Annotated in this window: 11 protein-coding genes and 2 tRNA genes; 12 read left to right on the forward strand and 1 reads right to left on the reverse strand. The window is 70.7% G+C overall.

Features of this window, described 5'->3' with window-relative positions:
* Positions 1-102 precede the first annotated feature (102 nt).
* From gyrB to msrA, 8 genes are all read left to right on the forward strand, one after another.
* The gene (gene gyrB / locus FS793_RS14965) at positions 103-2,085 is read left to right on the forward strand and encodes a DNA topoisomerase (ATP-hydrolyzing) subunit B (protein ID WP_144721777.1); all 1,983 of its coding nucleotides are present in this window, start codon (positions 103-105) and stop codon (positions 2,083-2,085) included.
* A gap of 140 nt (positions 2,086-2,225) precedes the next feature.
* Positions 2,226-4,877, forward strand: coding sequence for a DNA gyrase subunit A (gyrA, locus tag FS793_RS14970; protein ID WP_144721779.1), 2,652 nt, complete (start codon positions 2,226-2,228; stop codon positions 4,875-4,877).
* Positions 4,874-5,275: a DUF3566 domain-containing protein gene (locus tag FS793_RS14975; protein WP_144721781.1), complete on the forward strand. Its 402-nt coding sequence runs from the start codon at positions 4,874-4,876 to the stop codon at positions 5,273-5,275. The genes gyrA and FS793_RS14975 overlap by 4 nt, the downstream gene beginning before the upstream one ends.
* A gap of 69 nt (positions 5,276-5,344) precedes the next feature.
* A tRNA-Ile gene (locus FS793_RS14980) sits at positions 5,345-5,421 on the forward strand.
* An 11-nt stretch (positions 5,422-5,432) separates the two neighbouring features.
* Positions 5,433-5,505: transfer RNA gene (locus tag FS793_RS14985), tRNA-Ala, on the forward strand.
* A 137-nt stretch (positions 5,506-5,642) separates the two neighbouring features.
* Positions 5,643-6,575, forward strand: a complete 933-nt coding sequence (gene folP, locus FS793_RS14990) for a dihydropteroate synthase (RefSeq protein WP_186329554.1) — start codon at positions 5,643-5,645, stop codon at positions 6,573-6,575.
* A 104-nt stretch (positions 6,576-6,679) separates the two neighbouring features.
* Positions 6,680-7,420 carry a dihydrofolate reductase family protein gene (locus FS793_RS14995; RefSeq protein WP_144721785.1) on the forward strand — a complete coding sequence of 247 codons (741 nt, stop codon included), beginning with the start codon at positions 6,680-6,682 and terminating at the stop codon, positions 7,418-7,420.
* Positions 7,421-7,765: 345 nt separating this feature from the next.
* Positions 7,766-8,311, forward strand: a complete 546-nt coding sequence (gene msrA / locus FS793_RS15000) for a peptide-methionine (S)-S-oxide reductase MsrA (protein ID WP_144721787.1) — start codon at positions 7,766-7,768, stop codon at positions 8,309-8,311.
* A 75-nt stretch (positions 8,312-8,386) separates the two neighbouring features.
* Here the strand turns inward: msrA and FS793_RS15005 are convergent, their stop codons facing one another.
* Entirely contained in the window at positions 8,387-9,958 is a 1,572-nt protein-coding gene (locus tag FS793_RS15005; protein ID WP_144721789.1) for an amino acid permease, read from the reverse strand.
* A gap of 244 nt (positions 9,959-10,202) precedes the next feature.
* On the opposite strand from FS793_RS15005, the gene FS793_RS15010 reads away from it, so the two are divergent.
* The 4 genes from FS793_RS15010 to FS793_RS15025 all read left to right on the forward strand — a co-directional run bounded on the left by FS793_RS15010 (position 10,203) and on the right by FS793_RS15025 (position 13,886).
* A complete protein-coding gene (locus tag FS793_RS15010) occupies positions 10,203-11,021 on the forward strand; it encodes a MurR/RpiR family transcriptional regulator (RefSeq protein WP_260980201.1) in 819 nt (272 codons plus the stop codon).
* Positions 11,022-11,383: 362 nt separating this feature from the next.
* Entirely contained in the window at positions 11,384-12,061 is a 678-nt protein-coding gene (locus FS793_RS15015) for a tyrosine-protein phosphatase (protein ID WP_144721791.1), read from the forward strand.
* A complete protein-coding gene (locus FS793_RS15020) occupies positions 12,058-12,861 on the forward strand; it encodes a metallophosphoesterase family protein (RefSeq protein ID WP_144721793.1) in 804 nt (267 codons plus the stop codon). The genes FS793_RS15015 and FS793_RS15020 overlap by 4 nt, the downstream gene beginning before the upstream one ends.
* An 8-nt stretch (positions 12,862-12,869) precedes the next feature.
* Entirely contained in the window at positions 12,870-13,886 is a 1,017-nt protein-coding gene (locus FS793_RS15025; protein WP_144721795.1) for an ABC transporter substrate-binding protein, read from the forward strand.
* Position 13,887 lies beyond the last annotated feature (1 nt).

A 13,887-nucleotide genomic window follows, 5' to 3' on the forward strand; every position in this document is an offset into this window, starting at 1 on the left:
TGGCGCGGCCCGTCGACCGCAGCAGACGCATAGATACAAGGTAGAATCAGGGAGTTGCGCGCGCGCGCACGCACGGAGGATCTTCAGGGAGCTGCACGACGCATGGCGGACGAGACGCAGAACGAGTACGGGGCCGATCAGATCCAGATCCTGGAGGGCCTCGAGGCCGTCAGGAAGCGTCCCGGCATGTACATCGGATCGACGGGTCCGCGCGGCCTGCACCACCTCGTGCACGAGATCGTCGACAACTCCGTCGACGAGGCGCTCGCCGGGTACTGCGACCGCATCGACGTCACGATCCGGGCCGATGGCGGGCTGCGCGTGCGCGACAACGGCCGCGGCATCCCCGTCGACCCGCACTCGTCCGACCCCACGAAGTCGACCCTCGAGGTCGTGCTCACCGTGCTGCACGCGGGTGGCAAGTTCGGCGGCGGCGGCTACGCCGTCTCCGGTGGCCTCCACGGCGTCGGCTCGTCGGTCGTGAACGCGCTGTCGTCGCGCCTCGACGTCGAGATCCGTCGACAGGGCTCGGTCTGGCGCCAGTCGTACGCCGTGGGCGAGCCGCAGGGCCCCATCGTGCAGGGCGAGGACACCGACGAGACCGGCACGACGATCACGTTCTGGCCGAGCGCCGACATCTTCGAGACGACCGAGTTCGACTACGACACCCTCGCGAAGAGCTTCCAGCAGCGCGCGTTCCTCAACAAGGGCCTGCGCATCCACGTCACCGACGAGCGCGTCGACTCCGACGTCGAGGGCGACGAGGCCGGTGCGCCGCGCACCGAGGAGTTCTACTACGAGAACGGCCTGCGCGACTACGTCGAGCAGCTGAACCGCACGAAGAAGGTCGACCTCGTGCACGACGAGATCATCGACTTCGAGTCGGAGGACGTCGAGCGGCGCATGTCGGTCGAGATCGCGATGCAGTGGACGAACGGCTACCAGGAGGCCGTCTACACCTACGCGAACGTCATCAACACGCACGAGGGCGGCACGCACGAGGAGGGCTTCCGCGCAGCGCTGACGAGCCTCGTGAACCGCTACGCACGCGGCACGAACCAGCTGCGCGAGAAGGACGAGAACCTCACGGGCGACGACGTGCGCGAGGGTCTCACCGCGATCATCTCGGTGAAGCTCGGCGAGCCGCAGTTCGAGGGCCAGACGAAGACGAAGCTCGGCAACACCGAGGCGAAGTCGTTCGTGCAGAAGGTCGTCAACGAGCAGCTCGGCGACTGGTTCGAGCGCAACCCGACGTCGGCGAAGGAGATCGTGCGCAAGGCGATCCAGGCCGCCACCGCGCGCCTCGCCGCGCGCAAGGCGCGCGAGCAGACGCGCCGCAAGGGCCTGCTCGAGTCGGGCGGCATGCCCGGCAAGCTCAAGGACTGCCAGTCGCGGAACCCGTCGGAGTGCGAGATCTTCCTCGTCGAGGGCAACTCGGCAGGCGGCTCGGCCGTGCAGGGTCGCGACCCGCGCACGCAGGCGATCCTGCCGCTGCGCGGCAAGGTGCTCAACGTCGAGAAGGCGCGCCTCGACCGTGCGCTGCAGAACGTCGAGATCCAGTCGATGATCACGGCGTTCGGCGCCGGCCTCGGCGAGGACTTCGACCCCGACAAGGTGCGGTACCACAAGATCGTGCTCATGGCCGATGCCGACGTCGACGGCCAGCACATCACGACGCTGCTGCTCACGCTGCTGTTCCGCTACATGCGACCGCTCATCGACCAGGGCTGGGTGTACCTCGCTGCGCCGCCGCTCTACAAGATCAAGTGGACGCAGGGCGACCCCGACTACGCGTTCTCCGACCGGGAGCGCGACGAGCTCATCCGCATCGGCCGCGAGGCCGGCCGCAAGCTGCCGAAGGCGAACGACGGCGGACTGCAGCGCTACAAGGGTCTCGGCGAGATGAACTTCTCGGAGCTGTGGGAGACCACGATGGATCCCGACACGCGCGTGCTGAAGCAGGTGACCCTCGAGGACGCCGCCGTCGCCGACACCGTCTTCTCGACCCTGATGGGCGAGGACGTGGAGTCGCGCCGCACGTTCATCCAGCGCAACGCGAAGGACGTGAGATTCCTCGACATTTGAGCCCGGAGGGGTCAATGCGACGAAGGAGCGTTGACGCCGGAGGGCTCAAGGTCGAGGAGCGCGCGAGCGCAGCGAGCACGCGTCTCGAGACCCCACCACACCAGAACATCCAGCATCCGAATGACGAGAGCTGACACCCGATGACGGACACCACCACCAACGAGCCGAACCACGGCCGCATCGAGCAGGTCGACCTGCAGCTCGAGATGCAGCGGTCGTACCTCGACTACGCGATGAGCGTCATCATCGGGCGCGCGCTGCCCGAGGTGCGCGACGGGCTCAAGCCCGTGCACCGCCGCGTGATCTACGCGATGTACGACGGCGGCTTCCGCCCCGACAAGGCGTTCTCGAAGTGCGCCCGCGTCGTCGGCGACGTCATGGGGCAGTACCACCCGCACGGCGACTCGCCGATCTACGACACCCTCGTCCGCCTCGTGCAGCCGTGGTCGATGCGCCACCCGCTCGCGCTCGGCCAGGGCAACTTCGGCTCGGCAGGCAACGACGAGGCCGCGGCCCCTCGATACACCGAGACGAAGATGTCGCCCATCTCGATGGAGATGGTGCGCGACATCGACGAGGAGACCGTCGACTTCCAGGACAACTACGACGGCTCCACGCAGGAGCCCGTCGTGCTGCCCGCGCGATTCCCGAACCTGCTCGTCAACGGCTCCGTCGGCATCGCCGTCGGCATGGCGACGAACATCCCGCCGCACAACCTGCGCGAGGTCGCCGAGGGCGCCATCTGGCACCTCGAGCACCCGGATGCGACGCAGGAGGAGCTGCAGGATGCGCTCATCGCGCGCATCAAGGGCCCCGACTTCCCGACGGGTGCGCAGATCCTCGGCACGCGCGGCATCCAGGAGGCGTACCGCACCGGCCGCGGCTCGATCCGCATGCGCGCCGACGTCGCGGTGGAGGAGATCCACGGCCGCACGTCGCTCGTCGTCACCTCCCTGCCGTACCAGGTGAACCCCGACAACCTCGCGATCAAGATCGCGGACCTCGTGAAGGACGGCAAGCTCTCGGGCATCGCCGACCTCAAGGACGAGACGTCGGGCCGTACGGGCCAGCGCCTCGTGATCACGCTCAAGCGCGACGCCGTCGCGAAGGTCGTGCTCAACAACCTGTACAAGCACACGCAGCTGCAGGACAACTTCTCGGCGAACATGCTCGCGATCGTCGACGGCGTGCCGCGCACGCTGCCGATCGACGGCTTCATCACGCACTGGGCGGCGCACCAGGTCGAGGTCATCGTGCGCCGCACGCAGTACCGCCTGCGCAAGGCCGAGGAGCGCATGCACATCCTGCGCGGCTACCTCGCCGCGCTCGACGCCCTCGACGAGGTCATCGCGCTCATCCGTCGCTCGCCGAACGCCGAGGAGGCGCGCACGGGCCTCATGGAGCTGCTCTCGATCGACGAGGTGCAGTCGACCGCGATCCTCGAGCTGCAGCTGCGCCGCCTCGCGGCGCTCGAGCGCCAGCGCATCCACGACGAGGCCGAGGAGCTCGGCAAGCGCATCGCCGACTACGAGGACATCCTCGGCGACGAGGATCGCCAGCGCTCGATCATCGTCACCGAGCTCACGGAGATCGTCGACAAGCACGGCGACGACCGTCGCACGCACATCGTCCCCGGCGGCGATGGCGACGTGTCGATGGAGGACCTCATCCCCGAGGAGCAGATGGTCGTCTCGCTGACGCGCGGCGGCTACGTGAAGCGCACCCGGATCGACAACTACCGAGCGCAGCACCGCGGCGGCAAGGGCGTGCGCGGCGCGCAGCTGCGCGGCGAGGACCTCGTGCAGCACTTCGAGGTCACGTCGACGCACCACTGGCTGCTGTTCTTCACGAACCTCGGCCGCGTCTACCGGGCGAAGGCGTACGAGATCGTCGAGGCCGGCCGCGACGCCAAGGGCCTGCACGTGGCGAACCTGCTGGCGATGCAGCCCGACGAGTCGGTGCAGCAGGTGCTCGCGGTGCGCGACTACCAGGCGGCCGAGTTCCTCGTGCTCGCGACGCGCGACGGTCAGGTGAAGAAGACGCGCCTCGAGCTGTACGACACGAACCGCACCGGCGGCATCATCGCCGTCGACCTGCGCGACGGCGACGAGCTCGTCTCGGCGATGCTCGTGAACGAGTCCGACGACATCCTCGTGGTCTCGCGCGACGGCAAGGCGGCACGCTTCAGCGCCGCGAACGACACGCTGCGGCCCATGGGCCGCTCGACGGCCGGCGTGAAGGGCATCACCCTGCTCGAGGGCGACTCGGTGCTCAACGCCATGGTCGTCAGCGACGAGGGCTACGTGTTCGTCGCGACCGACAAGGGCTACGCGAAGAAGACGCACGTCTCGCAGTACCCGTCGAAGGGTCGCGGCACGCAGGGCGTCATGACGTACAAGCGCGGCGAGCACGACCGTGGCGCCCTCGCCGGCGCGATCATCGTGTCGGAGACCGACGAGGTGCTCATGATCCGCGCGAGCGGCAAGGTCATCCGCTCGGCGGCCAGCGAGGTCACGCCCTCGGGCCGGGGCGCGATGGGCGTGCAGTTCGCGTCGATCAGCGACGCCGACCCCATCCTGTCGATCGCGCGCAACGCCGAGGAGCAGATCGAGGAGGCCGTCGAGGCGGTCGAGGAGGCCGTCGAGGGTGGCGTGCCCGCCGCGTCGCTCGCAGCCGCCGGCGTCGCGCCCGAGGCGGCCGCCGATGCGGCATCCATCGACGATGCCACTATCGTGGACGGGTCCGAGACCACGGATGCACCCGACGACGAGGGTGACACGGAGGAAGCATGAGCATCGCGGAGCGACTGCAGGGCAAGGGCCCGCGACGGTCGGGCGGCAAGCAGGTGCGCCTGCGACTCGTCTGGATCGACTTCTGGTCGGCCCTGAAGCTGTCGGCGATCGTCGGCGTCATCGCGGGCATCGTGCTGATCGTCGTGTCCTTCGTGCTGTGGACGCTGCTGAACCTGCTGGGTCTGTTCGGCCGCATCGACGACACCCTCTCGGACATCCTCGGCGACTCGTTCACCGTCATGAGCTTCCTGTCGCTGCCGCAGGTGCTGCTGTTCTCGGTGATCGTGGCGCTGCTGAACTTCGTCGTGATCACGGTGCTCGGTGCCGTGTTCGCCACGCTGTACAACCTGTCGGTGCGGTTCACGGGCGGCCTGCTCGTGGGCTTCTCGAACCAGTAGGTCGGCAGGGGCGCACCCAGGTGTGCATGAGCGCGCTCGACGCATGGTAATGTCGTTGATCGTGCGCGCGGGGCTATAGCTCAGGCGGTTAGAGCGCTTCGCTGATAACGAAGAGGTCCATGGTTCGAGTCCATGTAGCCCCACCACGCGCCACACTGGGGCCTTAGCTCAGTTGGTAGAGCGCCTGCTTTGCAAGCAGGATGTCGGGAGTTCGATTCTCCCAGGCTCCACCCCCGAACCCCGTCCGGACGGACGGGGTTCTTCGCGTCTCACGGCGTCGCGCGTCGCACCGATTGCGCGAATGCGACGCGAACGGCCAGGATCGACACGTCGGCGTCGCCTGAAGCCTCCGGCACGAGGAGATCGCATGCCCGAGCACGACGCCGACGAGCCCTACCTGCCACCGATCGCGCACCCGCTGCGGGCGATCGGCACGCACACGTTCGACTTCGGCCGCCAGGTCGCGATCATGGCGATCGTCAACCGCACGCCCGACTCGTTCTACGACCAGGGCCGCACGTTCGGGCTCGAGGCCGCCGTGACCGCATCGATCGACGCCGTCGCCGCCGGCGCCGACTGGGTCGACATCGGTGGGGTGCCGTTCGCGCCCGGCGAGGCGCTGCCGGTCGACGAGGAGATCGAGCGCATCGTGCCCGTCGTGCGCGAGCTGCGCGCGGCATCCGACGTCGTCATCTCGGTCGACACCTTCCACGCCGCCGTCGCCGCCGCGGCGATCGAGGCCGGCGCCGACGTCATCAACGACACGACCGCGCTGCACGACGCCGAGATGGCGCGCGTCGTCGCCGGGTCCGATGCGACGCTCGTCATCACGCACTCGCTCGCCGCCGACAGCGCGGGCCCGCGCACGCAGTACGGGTCGCCGACGTACCTCGCCGTCGAGGACGACGTCGCCGCCCTGCTGCGCACCCGCGTCGCGCGCGCGGTCGACGACGGCGTGCGCGACGACCGCATCGTGCTCGACCCCGGCTTCGACCTCAACAAGAACACCGCGGACTCCCTGCGCCTCGCCCGGCGCCTGCCGGTCGTGTGCGACCTCGGCTTCCCCGTGCTCGCGGCCATGTCGAACAAGGACTTCATCGGCGAGGTGCTCGATGCGCCCAAGGCCGAGCGCGTCGACGGGTCGCTCGCCGCTGCGGTCTTCGCCATCACCCGCGGCGCGCGCATCGTGCGCGTGCACGAGACGGCGCGCACCCGCGACGCCGTGCGCATGGCCGAGGCGTTCATGGGATGGCGCGAGCCGGCCGACCCGATCCACAACATGTCGGCGTTCAACGTGTGACCGTGCACGGAGTGCTGGTCAGAGGGGTGGCACGTGCGCATCGCACATGCGCGTCCTCTGAGCGACACCTCGCGCGTGCGCGTCGCAGCAGAGAGGCTTGAGGCATGACGGGCATCGACCGCATCCTGCCGACCACCGCGACCGACCTCGACGACGACGCGCTCGCCGACGACCTCGCCGACGTGCCCGACCGATGGACGCGCCTCACGATGATCGCCTCGCTCGACGGGGCGACGGCGCACGACGGACGCTCGGGCGGGCTCGGCGACGACTCGGACGTGCGCGTGCTCGCCGCCGCACGCCGCGTGGCCGACGTCGTGCTCGTCGGTGCCGGCACGGCGCGATCGGAGGGCTACGAGCAGCTCGAGCTCGACGGGGCGTCGGTCGCGTGGCGGCGCGAGCGCGAGCTGCCTGCGCATCCCGTGCTCGCGCTCGTCTCCGGCAGCCTCGACCTCGACCCCGCGCATCCGATGCTGCGGGATGCGCCGAGGCGACCGATCGTGCTGACGACGGACGCCGCCGCGCGCACCGCGGATGCGGCGCTCACCGCCGTCGCCGACGTCGTCGGCGCGGGGGAGGAGCACGTCGAGCCGCATCGCGCGCGCATCGTGCTGCACGATCGCGACCTGCTGCGCATCCAGTGCGAGGGCGGGCCGGCGTGGGCGACCGCGATGCTCGCCGCCGATCTCGTCGACGAGACGTGCCTCACGCTCGCCTCGCGCATCGAGGGTGGGCCGAGCCATCGCATCGGTGCCTCCGACGACACGATCGCGCACCCGATGCGCCTGCACGCGCTGCTGCGTGCGGGCGACACCCTCGTGGTGCGGTCGGTGCGGGACCGGTAGCGCTCGCCACCAGCTGGTCGAGGACGCCCCGCCCTTCGTGACGGCTGCTCGCTGCGCTCGCGGCCTCCTCAGGAACCGCGCAGCGAGGGCACGTCACGAGACCTCGTGACGTGCCCGCTCGGCGCGACCATGCGCGTGCCTGGGCAGGAGCGGCGGTCGCGTGGTCTCGTGACGCGCGCTCGCCCTTCGGGCTCGCGCGCTCCTCGACCAGCTGGGAGTGGGAGCGCGTTCCGCGACCTCGGGAGGCCATCCGGGACCAAAACCGGCGTCGAACGCGTTGTCCATGGTGTGACGCGAGGCGGCTGCCGCGCGTAGCATCGCCACCGACCGCGAAGGAGACACGACATGGCCGACACCGGCACCGTCACCCAGATCCCCGGCACCGAGACCGCCGTGCTCGCAGGCGGCTGCTTCTGGGGCATGCAGGACCTCATCCGCAAGCGCCCCGGCGTGCTGCAGACCCGCGTCGGCTACACCGGCGGCGACAACGCCAACGCGACCTACCGCAACCACCCGGGCCACGCCGAGGCGATCGAGATCGTCTTCGACCCGACGAAGACGTCGTTCCGCGAGCAGCTCGAGCTCTTCTTCCAGATCCACGACCCCACCACGATCAACCGGCAGGGCAACGACATCGGCACGAGCTACCGCTCGGCGATCTTCCCCACGAGCCCCGAGCAGGAGCGCGAGGCTCGCGACACCATCGCCGACGTCGAGGCCTCCGGTCGCTGGCCCGGCAAGGTCGTCACGACCCTCGAGCCGCTCGGTGCCTTCTGGGAGGCCGAGCCCGAGCACCAGGACTACCTCGAGCGCATCCCCAACGGCTACACGTGCCACTTCGCACGGCCCGACTGGGTGCTGCCGCGACGCGGGGCGGATGCGACGGCGTAGGTTCGCCTGAGATGGCGAGGGCCGCACCCGGATGGGTGCGGCCCTCGTCGTCGGTCCTCGGCGACCGGCTCGCGGTCAGTCGGTCGACGGCTCCTCGCCCGGGAGCTTCGGACGCGGGGCGAGCACCGGCGCGTGGCCCGTCACGCCCTCGCGCGCCTGCGCGGCGGCGAGGATGCGCGGCTTCGCGGCGAACCATCCCGCGATGAGCACCGGGATGAGCACGACGAGCGACAGCAGCACCCAGCGTCCGGTGTCCGAGAAGCCCATCGTCACGAGCACGAACAGCAGGAACGCCAACGTCAGGTAGCCCGTGTACGGCGCACCCCAGAGGCGGAAGTGCGGCCGCTCGACCTTGCCCTGCCTCGCCCAGCGCACGAACTGGATGTGGCAGAGCATGATCGTGGCCCAGCCGCCGATGATGCCGAGCGCCGACACCTCGAGCACGATCTCGAACGCCTCCGACGGGAACAGCGCGTTGAGGCCGACGCCGAGCAGCGTGATGACGGCGGTGAGCATGATGCCGCCGTACGGCACGCCGTGCGACGACATCCGCCCGGTGAACGCAGGGGCGGATCCGTTGACCGCCATCGAGCGCAGGATGCGGCCGGTCGAGTAGAGGCCGGCGTTGAGGCTCGACAGCGCGGCGGTGAGCACGACGAAGTTCATGATCGCCGCGCTCGTCTGCCCGAGCTGCGGGTCGCCGATGTGCGAGAAGAACGTCACGAACGGGCTCACGCCCGCCTCGTACGACGTGAACGGCAGCAGCAGCGACAGCAGCAGCACCGAGCCGACGTAGAAGATCGCGATGCGGACGATCACCGTGTTCACCGCGCGAGGCATGACCTTGTGCGGCTCCTTCGTCTCGCCGGCGGCGGTGCCGACGAGCTCGATCGCCGCATACGCGAACACGACGCCCGCGATCGCGAGCACGGGTGCGACGACGCCGCTCGGGAACATGCCGCCGTTGTCGCCGATGACCGAGAATCCGGTGGCGCCGACGTCGGTGCGGCCGCCGAAGACGATGAAGCCGATGCCGATGATGAGGAACAGCACGAGCGCCGCGACCTTGATGAGCGCGAACCAGAACTCCATCTCGCCGAACACCTTGACGGAGACGAGGTTGAGGGCGAGCACGACGACGAGGGCGATGAGCGCGGGGATCCACTGCGGCGCATCCTCGAGCCACTGCACGCCGAAGAGCGTGCCGAACGTCTTGATGTAGAGCGCGGCGGCGGTGACGTCGACGATCGACGTGAACGCCCAGTTGAGGAAGTACATCCATCCGGCGCCGTAGGCCATGCGCTCGCCGTAGAACTCGCGCGCGTACGACACGAACGAGCCCGACGACGGCCGGTGCAGCACGAGCTCGCCGAGCGCGCGGAGGATGAGGAAGGCGAAGATGCCGCACACGAGGTAGACGAGCATGAGGCTCGGACCCGACGATGCGAGCCGCCCGCCCGCACCCATGAACAGGCCCGTGCCGATGGCGCCGCCGATGGCGATCATCTGGATCTGCCGAGGCTTGAGGGTCTTGTGGTAGCCCGCCTGCTCCGCGTCGTACTCCTGCGCCGCCGACAGCTCGTCGCCCACGCGCTCGAGGTAGGTCTCGGCATCCTGCGGCGTGGGCCGCTCCTCCTGATGGGTCATCGTTCCTCCAACCCTGTGCACACGGAGGCGGACCCGACCCAGGTCGGGCGGTCCACCATGTGGATCACGGACGGTGCACCGCGTCGTGCCGGGGGACGAGCGTACGCCTGTCAGCCCATCCATAGGTAGTTGCGAGGATCCGTCACGGATTCGCACGTGCGGGAGGGGAGTCACCGATGCTTCACCGCCGCGTCGATCGCGTCGACTAGGCTCCCTCGCACCCATCCGCCGACGAGGGAGCATCGTGGAGCGAACCGGCGCCGTCATGGCTCGCCTGCGCGCGAGCGAGCCGATGCTCGGTCCCAGCGAGCGCCGCGTCGCGCAGGTGCTGCTCGCCCGCCCCGCGGAGGTGTCGGGCTGGTCGACGTCGGAGCTCGCCGTCGCGTCGCAGACGTCGCCGGCGACGGTCATCCGCGCGTGCCAGAGCCTCGGCTTCCGCGGCTTCCAGCACCTGCGGCTCGAGCTCGCGCGCGCGACGCCCGAGCAGGAGTCGGCCGAGCCGCACGCGGTGGGGATGCTCTTCGACGAGGCGATCGACGCGCTGCGGCTCGCGCGCGACAGCGTCGACCCCGCGGCGATCGAGCGCGCCGTCGACCTGCTCTCGGGCGCTCGGCGGCTCGTGCTCGTGGGCAACGGCTTCTCCGGGCCGCCGCTGCAGGACGCCGCGCTGCGCATCGCGACGCTCGGCCGCTCGGTCGAGGCGCCGATCGACGCGCTCGCGCAGCAGTTCACGACCCACGGGCTCGGACCGGCGGATGCGGTGCTCGCGGTGTCGTACTCGGGCGCGAACGCGCAGACGCTCGCCGCCTGCCGTGCCGCCGTCGAGCGCGGGGCGAGGGTCGTGGCGGTGACGAGCTTCGGCTCGTCGCCCATCGCCCGCGCCGCGACCCTCGCGATCACGACCGCGACGGCACCGGGCGGCCATGAGGTCGATCCGTTCCTCTCGCGCCTCGCGCACCAGGTGGTGCTGCAGGGCGTGCACGACGGGCTCGCGCAGCGGCTCGGTCGCGGCTCGACGGCCGACATGCGCCACGTCGTGGCGGACGCGCTGGCCGACGACTAGGCCGCTGCGCGTCCTCTGGTCGCCGCCTGCACCGCTGGTCGAGGAGCGCGCGAGCGCAGCGAGCACGCGTCACGAGACCACGCGACCGCCTCTCCTGCCGAGCCACGCGCATGGCCGCGCCGAGCGGGCGTATCGCGCGGTCTCGTGACGGCTCCTCGCTGCGCTCGGGGCCTCCTCGACCAGCTGGAGGTGGCTGATCCGGGAGGTCCGGCGTGCGCGGCCCTGCGCGCCGGGCAGGGTTCGCGCCAGCGTCGCGCTCGCGTCACCCGCCGTTCACCCTCGCCCTCCACGATCGAGCCTGGAACGAGATTCCAACGGGCTCGAAACGTTGGAACACCGAGGATCACCAGAGGAGCAGTCGGATGCGCGCCACAGCGGTCGAGATCGCAGGGGCCTTCAACGCCCGCGCCTTCGGAGGCGTCACGACCTGGCTCGTGCGCTCGTCGAACCTCGACGCCATCGCGGCCGACGGCGCCGCGACGCTGCGCGACCTCGGCGTGACGACGGTCGTCGACCTGCGGTCGGAGGGCGAGCGACAGGATCCCCACGTCGACGCCCGCATCGTGTCGGTGCCGCTCTACGACGGCATCGCTCCCGCGCACGGCGCGATCGACGACGTCTACGCGGGCCTCGTCGAGCAGCGCGGCGGGCAGATCGCCACCGCGGTGGCCGCGATCGCCGACGCCGAGGGCGCCGCGCTCGTGCACTGCGCCGTCGGCAAGGACCGCACGGGCCTCGTGGTCGCGCTCGCGCTGCTCGCCGCCGGCGCCGACCGCGCGGCCGTCGTCGCCGACTACGCGCTGAGCGGCGCGAACGTCGCGGCCGCGAAGGGCGACGCGGTGCGCGCGATGCTGCGCACGCTCGACCTCGACGACGCCGAGGTCGCCGCATCCGAGCGCCTCCACCTGCAGAGCCCCGCGAGCGCCCTCGAGGCCGCGCTCGATCGCATCGATGCGCACGGCGGCGCCGTCGCCTACCTGCTCGCCAACGGGCTGACGCAGGATGCGCTCGCCCGCCTGCGCGCGAAGGCTGCGGCATGAGCGTCGCGTCGGGCCGCCTGACGATCGTGCACGTGAGCGACGTGCACGGCGTCGAGCACGGCCTGCTGTTCGGCGCCGTCGACCCGCTCGACCGGCTGGCCCGGCTCGCCGACCACCTGGAGCTCGCGCACGTCACGCCCGAGGCGATCGTCGTCACGGGCGACCTCGCCCATCGCGGGCACGCGGGCGCCTACCCGGCGGTCGCCGCCGCGCTCGAGCGGCTCGGCGAGCGGCTCGGCGCCCCCGTCGTGACGACGCTCGGCAACCACGACGACGCCGAGGCGTCGCGCGTGCTGCCCGGCCACGAGGCGTCGCACCACGGCGTCGTCGATGCCGACGGCCTGCGCATCGTGCGCCTCGACTCCCGTTCGGGCGCGCTCGGCGCGGCGCAGCTCGACTGGCTGCGCGAGGTCCTGGCGACCGCGGCACCGCTCGGCACCGTCGTGGCGCTGCACCATCCGCCCATCGCATCCCCGTTGCCCGGCCTCGCCGGCCAGCACCTCGCGGATGCGGATGCGCTGCTCGAGCTGCTCGAGGGCACCGACGTGCGCGCCGTGCTCGCGGGGCACTACCACCACCCCGCGTCCGCGACCGTGCGGGGCCTGACGGTCTCCGTCGCGCCGAGCCTGGCCTACCACCAGCGCATGCACGCGGGGCTCGACGGCATCGCCGGCCACGACACGTCGATGTTCTCGCTCGTCCACCTGCTGCACGACGGCGTGCAGACCGCCTCGGTGAGCCTCACCGAGCCCGCGCCGATCTTCACCATCCCCATCCCGTCATCCACGCTCAAGCACTGAAGGACACCATGCGTTCCACCACCACCACGCTGCTCGCCGCCGGTCTCGGCGTCGCGCTGCTCGCCGGCTGCACGTCGGCCGACGCCGAGCCCGCCGCGTCGGGCGCGGCCGAGGAGCAGACCATCACCGTCTACACGTCGGAGCCGCAGGAGAAGATCGACGAGATCGTCGCCGCGTTCGAGGCCGCGAACCCCGGCATCACGGTCGAGGTGTTCCGTGCGGGCACGGGCGACCTCACCGCCCGCATCGCCGCCGAGCAGCAGTCGGGCGAGGTGCAGGCCGACGTGCTGCTCGCGGCCGACGCCGCGACGTTCGAGGGCTACGCCGCCGACGACCTGCTGCTCGAGCTCGACACGGCCGACGTCGACGCGCTCGACCCCGCCGTCGTCGACCCCGAGTCGTTCTACGTGGGCACGCGCATCATCCCCACCGTCATCGCCTACAACACGTCCCTCGTCGAGGAGCCGCCGACCTCGTGGGAGCAACTCACGGAGGCCGAGTACGCGAACCAGATCGTGATGCCGAACCCCGACGTGTCGGGCGCCGCCGCCTACAACGCGGCCGTGTGGCTCGACGAGCCGCAGCTCGGCGACGCCTGGCTCGAGGCCCTCGCCGCCAACGAGCCCGTCATCGCCGACTCGAACGGCCCCGTGTCGCAGGCGGTCGCCACCGGCACGCAGCCGATCGGCATCGTCGTCGACTACCTCGTGCGCGACCTCGCCGCCGCCGGCTCGCCCGTCGCGGTGTCGTACCCGGAGGAGGGCGTGCCGTTCGTGTCGCAGCCCGCGGGCATCTTCGCGTCCACGGATGCGCCGGAGGCCTCGCAGGCGTTCGTCGACTTCCTCGTGAGCGTCGAGGGCCAGGAGCTCGCGGTCGAGCAGGCGTACCTGCCCGTGCGCGGCGACGTGGGCACGCCCGAGGGCGCCCCGTCGATGGACGAGATCGCGATCCTCGCGCCCGAGCTCGACACGATCCTCGCGACGCAGGACGAGGCGGTCAGCCGCTTCAATGCCCTCTTCCAGTGAC

The sequence above is a fragment of the Agrococcus jejuensis genome (assembly GCF_007679035.1).
Lineage (GTDB): Bacteria > Actinomycetota > Actinomycetes > Actinomycetales > Microbacteriaceae > Agrococcus > Agrococcus jejuensis_A.